Source organism: Arthrobacter sp. Soil_C_60 (assembly GCF_057656375.1).
Window position 1 is genome coordinate 500576 of the sequence record NZ_JBDGKM010000001.1, and the last position, 17486, is coordinate 518061.

General features: G+C 63.8%; 14 protein-coding genes. 7 read left to right on the forward strand and 7 right to left on the reverse strand.

Translation table 11 applies throughout. The annotated features are described in order from the left end of the window. Positions 1–8 precede the first annotated feature (8 nt). The 4 genes from AC3A4M_RS02455 to AC3A4M_RS02470 are packed head-to-tail and all read right to left on the reverse strand — an operon-like array spanning position 9 to position 4394. The gene (locus tag AC3A4M_RS02455; protein ID WP_498733731.1) at positions 9–1076 is read right to left on the reverse strand and encodes an AAA family ATPase; all 1068 of its coding nucleotides are present in this window, start codon (positions 1074–1076) and stop codon (positions 9–11) included. Continuing rightward, positions 1073–2311: a DUF4350 domain-containing protein gene (locus tag AC3A4M_RS02460; protein WP_498733733.1), complete on the reverse strand. Its 1239-nt coding sequence runs from the start codon at positions 2309–2311 to the stop codon at positions 1073–1075. Before AC3A4M_RS02460 ends, AC3A4M_RS02455 begins: the two co-directional genes overlap by 4 nt. After that, positions 2308–3012, reverse strand: a complete 705-nt coding sequence (locus AC3A4M_RS02465; protein ID WP_498733735.1) for a DUF4129 domain-containing protein — start codon at positions 3010–3012, stop codon at positions 2308–2310. The genes AC3A4M_RS02460 and AC3A4M_RS02465 overlap by 4 nt, the downstream gene beginning before the upstream one ends. Beyond that, complete coding sequence (locus AC3A4M_RS02470; RefSeq protein ID WP_498733737.1) at positions 3009–4394, reverse strand: DUF7847 domain-containing protein; 1386 nt, start codon at positions 4392–4394, stop codon at positions 3009–3011. Before AC3A4M_RS02470 ends, AC3A4M_RS02465 begins: the two co-directional genes overlap by 4 nt. 242 nt (positions 4395–4636) lie before the next feature. Between AC3A4M_RS02470 and mtrA the strand changes: the two genes are divergently transcribed. The 7 genes from mtrA (at position 4637) to secA (ending at position 14721) form a co-directional block, all read left to right on the forward strand. Then, a complete protein-coding gene (gene mtrA, locus AC3A4M_RS02475) occupies positions 4637–5314 on the forward strand; it encodes an MtrAB system response regulator MtrA (protein ID WP_169994053.1) in 678 nt (225 codons plus the stop codon). Beyond that, positions 5315–7018, forward strand: a complete 1704-nt coding sequence (mtrB, locus tag AC3A4M_RS02480) for an MtrAB system histidine kinase MtrB (RefSeq protein WP_498733739.1) — start codon at positions 5315–5317, stop codon at positions 7016–7018. Then, positions 6999–8729, forward strand: coding sequence for an LpqB family beta-propeller domain-containing protein (locus tag AC3A4M_RS02485; protein ID WP_498733740.1), 1731 nt, complete (start codon positions 6999–7001; stop codon positions 8727–8729). The genes mtrB and AC3A4M_RS02485 overlap by 20 nt, the downstream gene beginning before the upstream one ends. A gap of 107 nt (positions 8730–8836) precedes the next feature. Further along, complete coding sequence (locus AC3A4M_RS02490; RefSeq protein ID WP_498733742.1) at positions 8837–9649, forward strand: ComF family protein; 813 nt, start codon at positions 8837–8839, stop codon at positions 9647–9649. Between the two features lie 248 nt (positions 9650–9897). Continuing rightward, the gene (hpf, locus tag AC3A4M_RS02495; RefSeq protein ID WP_074701569.1) at positions 9898–10623 is read left to right on the forward strand and encodes a ribosome hibernation-promoting factor, HPF/YfiA family; all 726 of its coding nucleotides are present in this window, start codon (positions 9898–9900) and stop codon (positions 10621–10623) included. A 40-nt stretch (positions 10624–10663) separates the two neighbouring features. Further along, positions 10664–11935 (forward strand): winged helix-turn-helix domain-containing protein, encoded by a 1272-nt coding sequence (locus AC3A4M_RS02500; protein WP_498733744.1) that lies wholly within the window; start codon positions 10664–10666, stop codon positions 11933–11935. A gap of 44 nt (positions 11936–11979) precedes the next feature. Continuing rightward, positions 11980–14721 carry a preprotein translocase subunit SecA gene (gene secA, locus AC3A4M_RS02505; protein WP_498733747.1) on the forward strand — a complete coding sequence of 914 codons (2742 nt, stop codon included), beginning with the start codon at positions 11980–11982 and terminating at the stop codon, positions 14719–14721. 18 nt (positions 14722–14739) lie between these two features. Here secA and AC3A4M_RS02510 read toward each other — a convergent pair whose 3' ends face one another. From AC3A4M_RS02510 to AC3A4M_RS02520, 3 genes are all read right to left on the reverse strand, one after another. After that, the gene (locus tag AC3A4M_RS02510; RefSeq protein WP_498733749.1) at positions 14740–15354 is read right to left on the reverse strand and encodes an Rv3235 family protein; all 615 of its coding nucleotides are present in this window, start codon (positions 15352–15354) and stop codon (positions 14740–14742) included. 38 nt (positions 15355–15392) lie between these two features. After that, the gene (locus AC3A4M_RS02515) at positions 15393–16127 is read right to left on the reverse strand and encodes a LysM peptidoglycan-binding domain-containing protein (RefSeq protein WP_498733751.1); all 735 of its coding nucleotides are present in this window, start codon (positions 16125–16127) and stop codon (positions 15393–15395) included. A 784-nt stretch (positions 16128–16911) separates the two neighbouring features. Further along, complete coding sequence (locus AC3A4M_RS02520; RefSeq protein ID WP_498733753.1) at positions 16912–17130, reverse strand: helix-turn-helix domain-containing protein; 219 nt, start codon at positions 17128–17130, stop codon at positions 16912–16914. Positions 17131–17486: the final 356 nt, after the last annotated feature.

The window sequence follows — 17486 nt, forward strand, 5'->3', positions numbered from 1 at the left end:
CCATCACGTCAGCGGGGAACCGGAACGGTGGCCAGGATGCTGTGCAGCACATCATCGACCTGGACCCCGTCCATCTGGGCTTCCGGGCGCAGCCCGACGCGGTGCCGCAGGGCCGGCAGGGTCAGGGCCTTCACATCGTCGGGTGTGACGTAGCTGCGGCCGGAGAGCCAGGCCCAGGCTTTGGCCGTGTTGAGCAAGGCGGTAGCGCCGCGCGGCGAAACTCCCAGCTGGAAGCTCGGGGCGGAACGGGTGGCGCGGGTGATGTCGACGATGTAGCCGAGCACCTCCGCGGAGATGCTGACGCGCGCGACGGCGGCCCTGGCCTGCGCCAGGTCCTCGACGGAGGCGACGGGCCGTACGCCGGCGGCCTGCAGATCGCGGGGGTCGAAGCCCATGCTGTGGCGGCGGATGATCTCGATCTCGGCATCGCGGTCCGGTAGGTTCATCGTCATTTTCAGCAGGAAACGGTCAAGCTGGGCCTCAGGCAGCGGATAGGTGCCTTCATACTCGATGGGGTTCTGCGTTGCGGCGACAATGAACGGTTCGGGCAGCTTCCGGGCCACGCCGTCCACTGACACCTGGCGCTCTTCCATCGCCTCGAGGAGGGAAGCCTGGGTCTTCGGCGGCGTCCGGTTGATCTCGTCGGCCAGCAGGATGTTGGTGAAGACCGGACCGTGGCGGAAGGTGAATTCCGCAGTGTGCGCGTCGTAGATGAGCGAGCCGGTTACGTCGCCGGGCATGAGGTCCGGGGTGAACTGCACGCGCTTGGTATCCAGGCTCAGCGCGGCGGACAAGGTGCGGATCAACAGTGTCTTGGCCACGCCTGGAACGCCCTCCAGCAGCACGTGGCCATGGGAGAGCAGGGCGATGAGGAGCCCGGTGACCGTGGCGTCCTGGCCGACCACCGCCTTGGCTACCTCGCTGCGCACATCCAGCAGCGCCTGGCGGAGGCGGTCGTCGGAGGTCCCCGGGCCAGCCGGATCGGGATGGGACGCGGCCGGTCCATCTGCCGAGGCGGATCGCTGCGCCGCGGTGCCCGCCATGGAACCGGGGGCGTGCTGCGGATAATCGCTCATTGGTCCAGGATCTCTTTCTCTAGGGATTGCAGGTTCTGTGCCCAGTCCACCAGCTGGGATTCGCTTTCGGGAATGTACGTCCGCAGCAACCGGTCCAGCTCGACGACGGGCCGGTTGCTGTGCCGGGCTACGGCATCGACGACGGCGGACGCACTGATGCCCGCCCCTAGGCGCAGCTTCACAGCCAGCCGGGTCAGGGTTGCCGCGCGCAGGTTGGCGGCTGCGCGCCGGATGGACTTGGAGTCCTGGTACAGCCGGGCGCGGCCGGCGGCGGTTTCCGCGGCGGGTACGACGACGGGAAGCGGCTCCTGGACCAGCTTGCCCAGGCGCCGTCCTTTCCACAGCATGGCCAGCACCCCCACGGCCAGCAGCCACAATGTGACGGGGGCGACCCAGGCCGGCAACAGCGCCAGCGGGCTTTGCGGCTCCTCCGGTACGGCGAGGTCCGACAGCGATGGCCGGTACCAGACGAGCCGGTCGGCGCTGCCCAGGGTGTTCAGGGCCAGGGCGGCATTGCCCCGCTCGACAATCTCCTCATTGCTCAGGACATGGCCGGCGCCAAGCACTATTGTTCCGCCGTCCGCCGAAGTGACATAGGAAGCTGCCGGCTCGGCCCCGGTCTCGAACGTGAAGCACATGACCGGGCCGCGGTAGCCCAGGCCGCCGCGGCTGATGCTCCCGGCAGGCTGCGTCCCGGAATCCTGTCCGTCCGGCGCCGTGCCCGCGCCGTCGTCGTTGGTCAGGCACTCCGCGGCCAACGGGCCGCCATCCTCCGGAACACGTCCGGCGGCACTGATCTCCGGCGCCAGTTCCTGCAGGTGCTGGAAGCCGGGCCGGACCAGGACCGTGCGGCCTCCATGGTCGGCCAGCCGGGTCAGCTGCTCCGGTTCCAAGTAGTTGTTGGCGTCGTGGAACAGCAATGTCCCGCCATCCTCCAACGCGCCCAGCGTCTCGTCGAGCGAATCCATGGCAATCACCTCAACGCCTTGCTGCCGCAGTACTTCGGCCACCGCCATGGCGCCATTGGGGGCAGGGTTGGCGGGGGAAAGGTCCTCGCGGTCGGCCGCAGGTGAGCGCAACAGCTGGACGAGGACGGCAGCGATCAGCAGCACGCCCAGCAGCAGCCAGAAACCCCACCGGCGCAGCCGCTGCTTCGCCACCGACCACGCTGTCTGCTCCTCGCCGCTGCCGTCAACGGTGTCTGCCGATACGCGCGCGGCCGTTGCTTGGCTCATCGCGGCACCGCCAGATCCGACGGTGCGCCCGGGCCGAACACCGGGCTGGTTCCTGTGAGGGCGTTGCCCAGGCCGAGCACCGTGTTGTAGTCCTGCTCCGATGCCGGGACGTTGCCATAGCGCACGCCGTCGAACAGGGCGGCGCTGCGCCGGACTTCGGCAGCGTGCCGGGGGAAAGCCGGCGCGATGCTGGCAGCGGCTTCGTCGGCCGTCTGGCCGGGCTGGGGCTGCAGGATGACGCGTTCCTCCATTGCCCGGACCAGCCCGCGGAATTCCTCAGCGACGGCCGTGTTCCACTCCTGGCTGGCCGCGGCAGCGGCTGCCCGCCGGCGGTGTTCGGCGGCAGTGAGCTGGACGGCGTCGTCGAAGACCTCGGCCGCGGCGCGCTTGCGGGCGTTCAGCCGCGGGCGGACCAACCAGATGGCTGCGCCGATGACCAGGACTGCCGCCAGGACGATCAGTGCCGTCCCCAAGTTCGGGCTCACTCCCTCCAGGGATTCGATGAGATCGGTAAACCAATCGGAGATCGCCGTTAGTATCCGGTCGAGCAGTCCCGGCTTAGCCTCCTGGTACGGTTCCTTGGCCAGCTCACGGATGAGCAGTTCGCGCGCTTCGTCTTCTCCGGGCGACACCGGAGGAACGGCGGCAGGAACCGGAGGCAGCGCGAAAACCGGCGGAACGGCCGAATAGCCGGCGATCACGGCGCTCCGGGACTGCCCGGATACCCGGACGGGCCGGGTTGGCCCGGTTGGTTTGCCGGACCCGAATGACCCGAATGACCCGAATGACCAGCCGGGCCCGAGGGGCCGAACGGTCCGGAGGCATCGAAGCTTGCGGCATTTCCGGCGACGGAACCGAGGCCCGGGATGGTCCGGGTTTCGCGTCCCGCGGCCTGCTCATGTTCGCGGAGCAGGACAACGTCGAACCCCTCGCGACGGATCCGCAGGTCGGTGTAGACCAGGGCGATGACCGCGGCCTGGAAGGCGTAGCCGATCGCGGAGAACAGGGAGGAAACCAGCATGGACACCAGCGTCAGGGGGCCCATCGCGGTGAGCATGGCTTCCGGATCGGACGGGTCTCCCATGGCCGGGCCGGCAAGGCCGATCAGAAAGGAGATCGGCATGCTGATGACCGAGGTGATGACGCCGACAATGATGGTGCACAGCAGCACGATGCCGAAGGTCCGCCACCAGCTGCGGTTAGTCAGCTGCCAGGACCGGACGAAAGCGCCGATGATGCCCTTGCGCTCCATAACGACGACGGCGGGAGCCAGCATCAGCTTGACGCCGATCCAGATACTCAGGAACGTCAGCGCCAGAATGATCCCGACGATGATCCATACCGAGGTGGCTCCGAGCTGGTCGGCGAGGAAGAACGAGCCGGCAATGACGGCTACCAGCGCCGCCACGGTCAGGACCAGGTACAACAGGCCCATGCCGATGAGAGCCCAGATCCGTCCTCGCGCCAGTGACCACATCAGGCCGAAGCTCGTTTTCTGGTTGACGGTAGCGCGGGCCGTCGGAATGGCCAGCAGGCCTTGCAGCAGCAGGATTCCGACGCTGGAGAGCAGCCCCAGCACCAACGAGGAGGTCGCCAGGGACAGCACCAGCGCGATGGCTGATTCGTCCGATAGCTCTTCATTGGTCATGACCTGGAGCCCGCCCAGCAGGGAAATGATCAGGCTGCCGGCCATCCAGGCCAGGACGCTGATGCCGATCTGGAACAGGACGGCCGTGCCGAAGACAGCGGCCGCGTTCTTGCGGGCCGCCTGGAAGGCGCCGTCCAGGATCTCGCCCACGCCGAGGGGGCGCAGCGGAATGACGCCTGGCTTCGGCGGAGCAACGTAGCCGTTGTAGCCGCCATACGGATTCGGCGGAGTCTGCCAGCCGGCCGGCTGCCCGTAAGGCGGACTGCCCGCACCGTAAGGACTCTGCTGGCCCCACTGTGGCTGCTGGCCCCACTGCGGTTGCTGGCCCCACTCCGGCCGGCCGGGCTGGCCCTGTCCCCAGGAGCCGGGCTGCTGGGGCTGACCGGGAGCCGGCTGCTCCGGCTGCTGCGCGGCGCCGTCTGATCCCTGAGCCATGGAGTTCCCCTTGTTGATCGTTGAGCACCCGGAACGCCCGGCGAGAGCCGAGGTGCCGCCGTCGTGGCGTGTCGGCCGGCAGGCTTACCGGCCGTATGAAGTGCTAGCCTCACAACAGCCTATAGTTTCCGTCTCCCAACTTCACTCAGCACTCGGCCGAAGGGTCACCGGGAGGGAACATAGCGCTGTACTGCACTGTGGCCAACGCGACATTGCAAGGGCCAATAGGGGAATATGGAGATATGAAGGCACGCATACTTGTCGTAGACGATGATGAGGCTTTGTCCGAAATGATCGGCATTGTCCTGCGCAATGACGGATTCGATCCGGTGTTCTGCGCGGACGGCAGCCAGGCGGTGGAGGTTTTCCGCAGCTCCAAGCCGGACCTTGTGCTCCTGGACCTCATGCTGCCCGGTATGGACGGCATTGAAGTCTGCCGGCTGATCCGCGGCGAGTCCGACGTGCCTATTGTCATGCTGACGGCAAAGTCCGATACGTCGGATGTGGTCCGGGGCCTGGAATCCGGTGCCGACGACTATGTGCCCAAGCCCTTCAAGCCTGCCGAACTCGTGGCCCGGGTGCGTGCCCGCCTGCGGCCCGGAGACCAACGTGCGCCGGAAACCCTGCGGATTGCCGACGTCGTTATTGATGTGGCAGGTCATGTGGTGCACCGCGGCGACGAGAAGATCTCGCTGACGCCGCTGGAATTCGACCTGCTGGTTGCGCTGGCCCGTAAACCGTGGCAGGTATTTACCCGCGAACTTCTCCTGGAACAGGTCTGGGGCTACCGCCATGCCGCAGACACCCGGTTGGTCAACGTCCATGTCCAGCGGCTGCGTTCCAAGATCGAACGGGATCCGGAAGCGCCCGAGGTGGTCCTGACCGTCCGCGGCGTGGGATACAAGGCTGGCCAAGGTTAGTTGAATCCCGCGCTCACGCTGTGGTTTTCGAGGCTGAAGGCGGCAGCCGCCCCGTTCTGGCGCGCCGTTCTGGCCGGCCGCGACAAGATAGCGGCCAGGTGGCGGCGCTCGCTGCAGTTCCGTACGGTAACGGCAACCGTCCTGCTGACCGCATTTGCCTTTCTTGGCGTGGGCGCATTCCTCTCCAGCCAGATTGCCTCGGGGCTGTACCAGGACCGGCTGCAGCAGGCGGAGGCGGAGTCCCGGCAGGAACTGAACCGGGTCAAGAGGATTTTCGAAGGCTCCGCGGCCAGCGACCGGGCCACAGTCACCAGCATGGTGGCGGACACCCTGAAGCTGCTCGAGGGCACCGGCGGGGGCACGCCGCGCTATTATCTGCTGACTCCCATGAAGGACGCGCAGAACCTCTACGTCGCCAGCCGGTCAAACACCAGCATTACCGCGAGCATCATCCCTGAAGGGCTCAGCCAGGCGGTCGCCAGCGGGACCGGCCAGTACCGCCAGCCCATGGCCCTGCCCCGGGGAGACCATGATGTGCCCGCCATCGCGTTCGGCACACAGGTGTCGCTGCCGCCTGGCAACACCTACGCGCTCTATCTGATCTACGACCTGTCAGCGGTCCAGCAGACCCTGGACTTCATCCACGGCATCCTCTGGATCGGCGGAGGCCTGCTGCTGATACTCACCGGCGGGATCGTCTGGCTGCTGACGCGCGCCGTGGTGCATCCCGTGAGCCAAACCGCCATCGCGGCCGAGAAGTTGGCGGCGGGTCAACTGCAGGAACGGGTGGAGGTCCGTGGCGAGGACGAACTGGCGCGGCTCGGCGAGTCCTTCAACCGGATGGCGGCCAGCCTGCAGGAACAGATCACCCAGCTCGCCACGCTGTCGGAGATGCAGCAGCGGTTCGTTTCCGATGTCTCCCACGAACTGCGCACCCCGTTGACTACGGTGCGGATGGCAGCCGAGGTCCTCTACGATGCCCGTTCGGACTTCGATGCGATCAATTCCCGATCTGCCGAACTGCTCTATCACCAGGTGGAGCGGTTCCAGGCGCTCCTGGCTGACCTGCTGGAGATCTCCCGTTTCGATGCCGGCGTGGCGGTGCTGGAAGCAGAGCCAACCGAAATTTTCGACGTCGTCCGCCATGCCATGGAGGGTGCGCAGCCGTTGGCGGAGAACTCCGGGTCGAAACTTGAGCTGGTGTCCGCCGAAACCAGTTGCGTGGTGGAGATGGATCCGCGCCGCATCGACCGGATCCTGCGTAACCTCATCGTCAACGCTCTGGAGCACGGCGAGGGGCAGCCGGTGGAAGTGATTGTTGCTTCCTCCGAGGAAGCGGTTGCCGTTGAAGTGCGCGACCACGGCATAGGCATGACGCCCCTGGAAGCATCCCGGGTTTTCGACAGGTTCTGGCGGGCGGATCCGGCCCGGGCACGGACCACCGGCGGCAGCGGGCTCGGGCTGTCCATCGCGACCGAGGACGCCAGGCTGCATGGCGGCTGGCTGCAGGCCTGGGGTCAACCAGGAAAGGGATCCTGCTTCCGGCTGACTTTGCCGCGGCGGCGGGACACGGTGCTGACGCGGTCTCCGCTGCCGCTGCCGCCCGCCGAGGCCCACGGCGGGCCCGCGGAAATCTCCGCGCCGGAACGGCAGGATGTGCAGGTCACGATGGAGGGGGAACACCATGCAACGGACGTTGGGTGAGCGCAAAGGCGGGCCGGGCCCACTGCTGCGCGCCGCCGTCGTACTTCTTGCCGCCCTGATCATGCTCAGCGCCTGCTCCTCCATTCCCATGTCGGGCCCGGTGGGAACCAGCCAAGGCGAAGAGCCCCAGACCGAGGCGGCCGAGTACACATTCAATCCGCCGGGACCTGTCCCGGGCGCGGATCCCAAAGCCATTGTCGACGGCTTCCTGCTCGCGGGAACCGCGGCCCAAGACGATTACCGCACGGCGCGTGAATTCCTCGCACCGTCGCTCGCGGGCGAATGGCAGCCGGTGGAGCGCACTGTTGTCTACCGGAATTCGGTGAACATCGTGGGCTCACCTACGGACACCGAATTCGTTGTGCAGCTCGAAGTCGCCTCGGTCATCGACGAACACGGGATCCGCGAGCCGGCGGAGGAAGGCGCCACGGAGTCAGTGCCGGTGGTGCTGACCGATGTGGACGGCGAATGGCGGATCGCCGAGATTCCGGATGGCACCATGGTTTCCAACGTCGACTTCCAGACGCTGTTCTCCGCCTACAACCTCTATTTCTACGACGCCACGTACACCTATGCCGTACCCGATGTACGTTGGTACGCCAGCCGCCAGGGGGTATCGGCGGCGATAGTCTCCGCGCTCCTGGAAGGGCCGGCCCCGTACCTCAGCGGCGCGGTGATCAGTGCCTTCCCCGAGGGTTCCACGCTGGTCAGGCGCTCGGTGCCGGTGGAAAGCGGGGCGGCCACGGTTGACCTCTCGGCCGAAGTCCTGACCGGCACCACTTTCCTGCGCCGACAGCAGATGCAGCAGCAGCTGGAGCTGACGCTGGGCGGGTTGAACACGGTCAGCACAGTGCACATGACCGTGGACCAGCGGGAGGTTGATCTGGGTCCGTCCCCGGATCCTGCCTTCCAAGCCGCCGTGACCAATCCCGCGGTCGGCAGTCTCCAGATCGGGGTGCTGGACAACGAACTGACTTTCTACGAAGGCTCGCGTCCGGTCGAGCCGCAGAACCTGCCCGCTGTCTCGGAACTCGATCCCCGTGATCCGGCCATGTCGTTGGACCAGGAGCACTTCGGGTTCCTGAACGCGGAGCGCAACCGTATGTACGTTATTGGCCCGGACAGGACAGCGCATCAGGCAGTGGCCGGAACGAAGCTGACCGCCCCCAGCGTCGATCCGTTCGGCTGGACCTGGACTGCGGCCGGCGACCAGAGTGGTGCGGTCTACGCCATCGCCCCTGATGAGGAGCGGACGCGGGTCGACATCACCGCGCAATGGTTCTCGGAGCGGACCATCGAGGAACTGCGGATCTCGCGGGAAGGCGCCCGCGCCCTGGTCATCGCCCGTGAAGGAGACGAGACCAAGGTCTACGTTGCCGGCGTGGTCCGGGACCAGGACGGACAGCCGCGCAGCATCAGCACGCCGATCGAGTTGGATGCTTCCGTTCCCGCGGATTCAGGGGTGTGGGCCAACGAATCAACGGTGATCGTCATGCAGTCATCGGCGGACGAACCGGTGGAAACGGAAATATTAAGGCTCGACGGCGGCTCGCAGCGGATGGCGCCACTCACCGGAATGCTGGACATCAGTGCCGGCAACGGAGACCAGGACGTTTATGCCCAGACGGAGGAAGCGCTGTATATCCGGGTCGGCAACAGCTGGGCGCCACAGCCACCGCCGCTGGTGATCGATCCGTCATTCCCGGGATAACCGGACGGACAGCCCCATAAGGGTGCCCGTTCGGCAGGGGTGGCTCGTTGTCCACAGGCGGCGCACAGGCATTGCCTGGCCATCAATGATGCTTGAGGGTGGAAAGCATGTGGTTCCCCGCTGCCCTGTTTGATGCTGTGTACTTCCACGCCGCGGTGCAGCGGGTGCTGCGGTGGACCGCAGAGTTCGGCCACCTTGTGCTGCCTACCGATTGCGTTAGCTGCGGGGCCGAGGACCACACACTGTGTCCGGCCTGCCGGAGCAGGCTGCGTAGGGCGACCGTGCGGCCCTACCGCGCCGAGGACGGCGCCGAGTCGTTGCCCTTCGTCGGGACGGACGTGGCCGAGGTTCTCCCGGTTATGGCTGCGGGCCGTTACCGGCACGAGCTGTCCCAGGCGATCCTGGCCTACAAAAACCAAGGCCGGACGGACCTTGTGCACGCGCTGGCGCCTGCGCTCGCAGCCGCTGTCCACGCCGCGGCGCACATCGACGGCGGCCATCCAGGGGTTTTTCTGGTGCCCGTGCCCTCCCGCTCCAGTTCGCGCAGACGGCGCGGCTACGACCCGCTGGACTTGCTGCTGCGCCGACTGGAACGGCAGAAACTCCTGCCGCCTGAATTGTCCGTGCTGCGCGCGGCCTGTATCCGATCCGGTATAGCCGGATTGGCGAAAGGTATCCTGCCGGCAGCTTCGCAGAAGTCGCTGGGCAAATCCGGCCGGCGGAGCAACGTCTCCTCATCCATGCGGATCAAGCGGCGCTACACCGCGTCCCTGCAGAACCGACACTGCATTTTGGTCGATGACGTGCTCACAACCGGATCGACCCTAGCCGAGTTGACGAGGGCCCTGCGCGAGGCGGGCGCAGTAGTCGATGCTGGCGTGGTTGTGGCTGCGACAACCGCGCCCTCCGGAACCGCCTGAAGCATCGCGACACAAACCGGAATCAGCCGCAGGCGTAATGGCGCGGATCCGCGCAGATACAGGGCGGAAGCCAACAATGTGGGACGTTTTAGGAAAAATCCGCGGGGGAGGGGGTGAATAAAGGATGACGTTGCCTTAACGTGAAGTATGGGCTCCGCAAAAAGGGACGAGGGCCCGTCTTCAGCGACTGGGAGGAGAAATTTTCTTCAGTCGCTGTTGTGTCATCTAAAGCAGTTATGGAGGGCACCATGGAATTCAATATCAACGGCCGCAACCTCTCGGTCTCCGACCGGTTCCGGGAATACGCCGAAGAGAAGATCTCCAAAATAGAGCAGCTGGGCGACAAGGTTCAGCGGCTGGATGCCAAGATTACGAAGGAAATAAACGCTCGTCAGGCGGACAGCTCCATGACCGTCGAGCTCACAGTACTAGGCCGCGGCCCCGTTGTTCGTGCGGAAGCCACCGCAGCTGACAAATTTGCCGCCTTCGACCTGGCCTACGGCAAGCTCATGGAACGCCTTCGCCGGGCCCGTGACCGCCGCAAGGTCCACCACGGACGCCACAACCCCAAGGGCGTCCATGAAGCTACCGCGTCGCTCGAACCTGCAAGCACCACCAAGCCGCTGCATGTCGAGACATCGGAGGCCAGCCTGAACGGCTCCACTCCGTCAGCGCAAACTACGGACGAATATGAAATAGAGAATGACATTCCGGCCGGCGATTCCCCGGTCCTGATCCGCCGGAAGGTCTTTCCGGCCCCGCCGATGACGCTCGACGACGCTGTCGACAACATGGAACTCGTCGGGCACGACTTTTACTTGTTCATCGATTCGGCAACGAACTCCCCGAGTGTTGTCTACCGGCGCCGCGGCTGGACCTATGGTGTGATTTCGCTGGACGCCGATTGCAAAGAGGAATCCACCGCGAAGGAAGAGCTTCTGGCGTACCGCGCAGCAGAAGGAGCAAACGCTTAAAACCTCAAGGCAAGCGCAATCCAGTGCCTAGGATAGGTGGATGGCTGCACCCCTAAGTCTCCGCCAGGCCCGGCGCATCGCGCTCGCTGCACAGTCCCTCCACAGGGAGCGGCCCACCGGTCTTGTTTCGGCAAGAGCGGTGGGCCGTACCTTCGACCGGCTGCAACTGTTGCAGATCGATTCGGTGAACGTGCTGACCCGGGCCCATTACCTGCCGTTGTTTTCCCGTCTGGGTAATTACGACGTCGAAATCCTGCATCGCTTTGCGGGCAAGGCTCCGAGACGCATGGTTGAGTACTGGGCGCACGAAGCCAGCTACATCCGGCCGGACCACTTCAACGACCTGCGCGTGTGGCAGAAACGAAAATGGGTGGGCGCGTCTGCGATGGACCCGGATACCCGGGATGACTTGTCGGAGCGGATCATACAGGCTCTCGCTTCGTCGCGTCCCTTGAGCGCCCGGGCCGTTGCCGAACGGATTGGTCATGCCGAAACCCGTTCCACGGCCCAATGGGGGTGGAACTGGAACGCGGCCAAACGCGTGCTTGAAGACCTGTTTGAACGCGGTGACGTCAGCGCTGCTGGCCGGAACGCACAGTTCGAGCGGCTCTACGCTTTGACCGGGAAAGTGATGCCGAAGGGCGTCGATCCCTCGGAGCGACCCGAGAAACACGACGCGATGGTTCGGTTGATAGATGCCGCCGCGACAGCCCACGGCATCGGTACGCTGAAATGTTTCGCCGATTATTTCCGGATTCCGGTTCAGCCGGCCGCGGCGGCCCTGCAGCAGCTCCTGGCCGAAGGCAGAGTGGAAGAAGTAGCTGTCGACGGATGGCAGGGACCGCACTATCTGCACACCGAGGCGCTCCGGCCTCGTACGGCGAGAGGCCGCGCATTGCTCGGACCTTTCGATTCGCTGGTCTTCGAGCGGCGCCGGCTGGAACGCCTTTTCCACTTCCATTACCGGATCGAAATCTATACCCCTGCCGCGCAGCGGCGCTACGGGTACTACGTCCTGCCGTTCCTGCTGCGGGAGTCCTTGTGTGCCAGGGTGGACCTCAAGGCAGACCGGTCGGCCGGCCTGCTCCTGGTCAAGGGGGCCTTCGGCGAGGCCGATGCACCCGCGGATACCGCCGTAGAACTTGCTGCCGAACTGGAGCTGATGTCGCGCTGGCTTGGTCTGGATGGCGTCCGGGTGGAGGACCGCGGGGACTTGGCTGGGCCGCTTAAAACTTTGCTGTCAGGGCAGCGCCGAAGGTCACTTGTCCGCCCTGCGGGAACCAAAGCAGAGGTTGATACGTCTCTCCCGTAGACTGATGAAGCCAGAATTCTGTGCAAACGACTGGGAGCAAAGCAGTGCCATCGATTCTCGAGCGAGTCCTAAGAACCGGCGACAAAAAGACGCTGAAGAGGCTTCGCAACTATGCTGACGCGATCAACATTCTCGAAGAGGACTTCAAAGCCCTCTCGGATGCTGAGCTTCGCGGCGAGACTGACACTTTAAAGCAGCGCTACCAGGACGGCGAGCATCTCGATGATCTCTTGCCCGAAGCGTTTGCCGCCGTTAGGGAAGCGTCCAGCCGTACACTCGGCCTGCGCCATTTCGATGTCCAGCTTATGGGCGGCGCTGCGCTTCATCTGGGCAATATCGCCGAGATGAAAACCGGTGAAGGCAAGACCTTGGTTGCGACAGCTCCTGCCTATCTGAATGCCTTGACCGGCCAGGGCGTCCACGTCATCACGGTCAACGACTATTTGGCCGAATACCAGTCCGACCTGATGGGCCGAGTCTATCGGTTCCTCGGTCTGACCAGCGGCTGCATCCTGTCCAACCAGAACCCGTCAGTTCGCCGCGAACAGTACAACGCCGACATCACCTATGGAACCAATAACGAGTTCGGCTTCGACTACCTCCGCGACAACATGGCCTGGAGCAAGGACGAACTGGTCCAGCGCGGGCACCATTTCGCCGTCGTTGACGAAGTGGACTCGATCCTGATCGATGAGGCCCGTACTCCGCTGATCATTTCCGGGCAGGCTTCGGGGGACGTGAACCGCTGGTATACAGAGTTCGCCCGCGTGGTGAAGCGGCTGAACGTTGAGGACGACTACGAAGTCGATGAAAAGAAGCGCACGGTAGGCGTGCTGGAATCCGGCATCGAAAAGGTCGAGGACTACCTCGGCATCGACAACCTCTATGAGTCGGCCAACACTCCGCTGATCGGATTCCTGAACAACGCCATCAAGGCCAAGGAACTGTTCAAGCGCGACAAGGATTACGTCATCCTCAACGGCGAAGTCCTCATTGTCGACGAACACACGGGCCGAATTCTCGCCGGCCGGCGCTATAACGAGGGTATGCACCAGGCCATAGAGGCCAAAGAGGGTGTGGAGATCAAAGCCGAGAACCAGACGATGGCCACGGTCACGCTGCAGAATTACTTCCGGCTCTACGACAAGCTGTCGGGCATGACGGGTACGGCCGAAACCGAGGCCGCCGAATTCATGAGCACCTACAAGCTCGGCGTCGTTCCCATTCCCACCAACAAGCCGATGGCCCGCGCTGATCAGCCGGATCTGATCTACAAGAACGAACTGGCCAAGTTTGACGCCGTCGTCAAGGACATTGCAGAGCGCCATGAAAAGGGGCAGCCGGTACTCGTCGGCACCACGAGCGTCGAAAAGAGCGAGTACCTGTCTAAGCAGTTGGCGAAGCAGGGGGTACGCCACGAGGTGCTGAACGCCAAGAACCATGCGCGTGAAGCTGCCATTGTGGCCCAGGCCGGGCGCAAGGGTGCGGTCACGGTAGCGACGAACATGGCCGGCCGCGGCACGGACATCATGCTTGGCGGCAACGCGGAATTCAACGCCGTGGCCGAAATGGAGAAGCGCGGGCTCGATCCCGCGGAAAACCCCGAAGAGTACGAAGCGGCCTGGCCAGCGGCGTTTGAAGCGGCGCAGAAGGCCGTGAAGGCGGAACACGACGAGGTCAAGGAGCTAGGCGGGCTCTACGTGCTCGGTACCGAGCGCCATGAATCGCGCCGGATCGATAACCAGTTGCGTGGACGTTCCGGCCGCCAGGGCGATCCCGGCGAGTCGCGCTTCTACCTCTCACTAACGGATGACCTGATGCGGCTGTTCAACTCCGGTGCAGCCGAACGCATTATGAACTCATCCCGTATGCCTGACGACGTTGCCCTGGAATCCAAGATGGTGTCCAAGGCAATCGAAAATGCCCAGGGCCAGGTCGAGGGACGCAACGCCGAACAACGCAAGAACGTATTGAAGTACGACGACGTGTTGAACCGCCAGCGCGAGGCGATCTACGGCGACAGGCGCCGCATTCTCGAAGGCGATGACCTGCATGAGAAGGTCGCTTTCTTCCTCGAAGACGTCATCACGGCCATGGTGGATGAGGCGACGCAGGAAGGTCACGGCGACGACTGGGACTACGAGCAGCTTTGGACGAACCTCAAGCAGCTGTACCCGATCCAGCTAACCATCGACGAAGTGGTCGAGGAGGCTGGCGGCAAGCCAAAAATCACGGCGGACTTCCTCCGTGAAGAAATCGTTTCGGATGCCAAGGTTGCTTACGCTCAGCGTGAAGAGGCTCTTGGAGCCGCAACCATGCGCGAGCTGGAGCGCCGGGTCGTGCTGTCGGTGATCGGCAGGAAGTGGCAGGAACACCTCTATGAGATGGACTATCTCAAGGAAGGTATCGGCCTGCGTGCGATGGCACAGCGCGATCCTCTGGTGGAATACCAGCGTGAGGGTTTCATCATGTTCCAGGCGATGATGGAAGCCATCCGCGAAGAGAGCATTGGGTATCTGTTCAACCTTGAAGTCAAGGTCAAAGAACCTGCTCCGACAGGTCTTCCCGGTGTAACGGATGGCCGCAGCGCAGTTCGGGCACCGGAGATAACCGCGGCAGGTCTGGAGGCACCTCAGCGGCCGGCGTCGCTGCAGTTCACGGCTCCGACCGTTACCGGCGAAGCAGTGACCCGTGTCGAGCGGCAGAACTCGGGCAAGCCAGGGAATCAGGCTGAAGCTTCCGACGGCGCGAAGGCGGCAAAGGACGCCAAACGTCGCCGGAAGTAAACCGCTCCCGACCTGTTGTCACCCTATTTCCAACGCCGCGACCTTCCAGAGTCCGCGCCTGAATTCAAGGCGCAGCGCCACGGCGCGGACTCTGGATGCTTCAGCGATCACCAGGGATGCTTCATAGGCGCTGTCCGAGACCTGGCACACGCGGGAGGAACGGATGGTAGCACTGCGGTGGAGCCGTAGGACCGTTTGTCCAGCAGCAGCTCGGCGGTTCTGCCGTTCCCTGACCAAGCCTGCGCGCCGGGCGACCTTTTCGTAGCAGACGGGATCAAGCCAGCGAGCCAGCTGCTGGACGGGGCGAGTGCCACCGATCGCTTCCATCGCGGCCTGAGCCACGGATCTCGCGGTAGCAGTTACCTGCCGCAGTTCCTGGGCGTCCATCCCGTGGGTTTGCTCTGCTACCGGCCCGCCTGGCGCCCGATCCGTTGCCTGGGCAGCGGGCTGCGAAGGAGTGCGTGGCTGGAGCCGGATAACGGGTGCGAAGTAATCCTCCGGATCCGGCGACCTGACTGGCCGGACCGTGAGTGGCCGGGGTGCTCCGCTGGCAGGCGCAAGCGCCTGTACCTCGGTTAGCTCCCGGTCCGCGTGTTCCGGCTTATCCTGCCGCATAGGGGTGACGTTGTTCATGGCATGGCCTTTCCTCATCTGACGGTGCGATTGCGAGTTCAACGGTTTGTGGGCGCTAGAAGGATTTGTCCGGGCAGAAGTACGGCAGGATCCGGTCCGATGACATCCTTATTGGCGGTGTACCATTTTGGCCAATGGGCCGCTATCTCAGTGTCGGTGGCAAGCTTGCCCAGATCCTTGGCAGCGATTTCCCACAGCGTGTCTCCGACTCCCACGGTCACAGCCCGGCCTTCCTCGTTCGTCTGGCTGATCGGCCTGGCGATCAGACCCGGTGACGCTGGCGGCGCAGCCGGCTTCCACCAAGGGCTGACCGAATGGGATTCACCTGATGAGGCCGGGGCCATCCGGAAGTACGGGGAAACTGCACTGCTCTGGAGCGACGCTGACTGGGATACGTTGTCCGTCCCGGGTACTGAGGTCGCGGCATTGGCCAGCACTGGTGCGGTTAGGAGATTGAGTCCAATAACGGCAGTGGCGAGCCGTTTCATGAATGCGGGGCTACAGGCAAAGGACGCAGCCGCGAGCTTGGTATGTCCGGCACGCTGAAGTACGGCACCGACGACAGCGCAGACGATGCCAACCAGCCACCAAGCGACAATCGCCAAGCCAACCAGAGCCGCGCTGGAAGCTAGTAATTCCGAGTATGTGTGCAAGAGCAAGGGACGCCATGTTCCCTCGTCGTCGAAGCTGATGCGGCTTCCTGCCCACAGCAGTGCTGCCCCGCAGAGCGGAATCATCACGGTGACGACTGTGTCCGTTCCTGTCTTCTTCATGTCACGCTCCACGCAAAGAATGTTCTGTTTGACATCATTTGATGCGGTTTGATGTGTATGAGTTGGCTGTGACTCTTGATGATGGCATCAGCGTGCGGCGGTGTAAACCCCTTTGGCGCAGTTTGACCCACTTTGATGCTGCTTCTAGGCTGGAGCAGTGCGATGGGACTCGTTGTTTGCGGACATGGAAGCGCAACTGCATGCCGCTGGCCAGCGGGGGCTTGAATCCGAAGCCAACGAGCTTGCGCGGCTGAACCACGCCGAGACGTCGCTCGGGGACCGGTTACGCGGGCAAATCGGTTCGGGGATCCGGCTGACAGTATCCGGAGGACTGCAGTTCACCGGGGCCTTGGCACACGTTGGGTCCAGCTGGCTGGTCCTTAACGAACGGGCCAGGAGCGTTCTCGTTCCGCTGCCGGCAATCCAGTTACTGGAAGGGCTAAGCCGTAGCTCGTCAGTTGAGAAGTCGTCTGTGGCGAAGCGGCTCGGTATGGGCTCCGCGCTGCGCGCGCTGGCACGGGACCGAGCCGACGTGGTACTTCATCTGGCATCGGGCTCAGCCAGCAGGACTGTCAATGGCATGATCGACCGCGTCGGCAGCGATTTTTTGGAGCTTGCAGCTGTTCCTTCAGGCGAGGCGCGGAGAGCCAGTAACGTGCGGACTGTGTATGCCGTCCCATTTACTGCGATTGGGGCCCTTGCCTCAGTCCGCGCAGGGGATTGAAACGACCCCGCCGGATTCAAAGCGCTTGATTCCACGCCCGCTGAGCGGGAAGGCATAGACCTAGTTGTTCTTTCCTGATCTGGCTTCTTCGACCAGACGACGAGTCTCGGCGTACTTATTGTCGATGTACTGGTCCAGCATCAGCTGTTCCACACGCCACTGGCCGCGGCCGCCAATCTGGATCGCCGGCAACTCACCGCTGCGCACTAGTGCGTAGGCCTGGGAAGATGATATCTGCAGTATTTCGGCGACATCGGTCAAAGTCAGAAACCGCGGCATCAGGTCCTCCTCGACAGCAATTGTTGTACAGGGGTCAAGTTCATTATGACATCGGTTGATGTTGTTTGACGCGATCCGGCTCTCGATGCTGTGGACTGATGCAAAATGACACTTTGTTATCCACAATTCGCGGCATCAGCAACCTGAAGGTTTGTTTTTCAAGCGGTCTCCATAAGAATGGTCGGAGCCCGCGATGTCAGCCGAATGTCTCAGCAGATCAGAGGATTTGTCTTCGGTGCATTTGCTAATCCAACAGGGGAGTACCTTGAGCGCTGTTACCGACCTTGCTGCTCCCGCAGCACGATTGAAGAAGCCATCGTGGAAGGACCCCCGGCTGCTCATCGGTATCCTGCTGG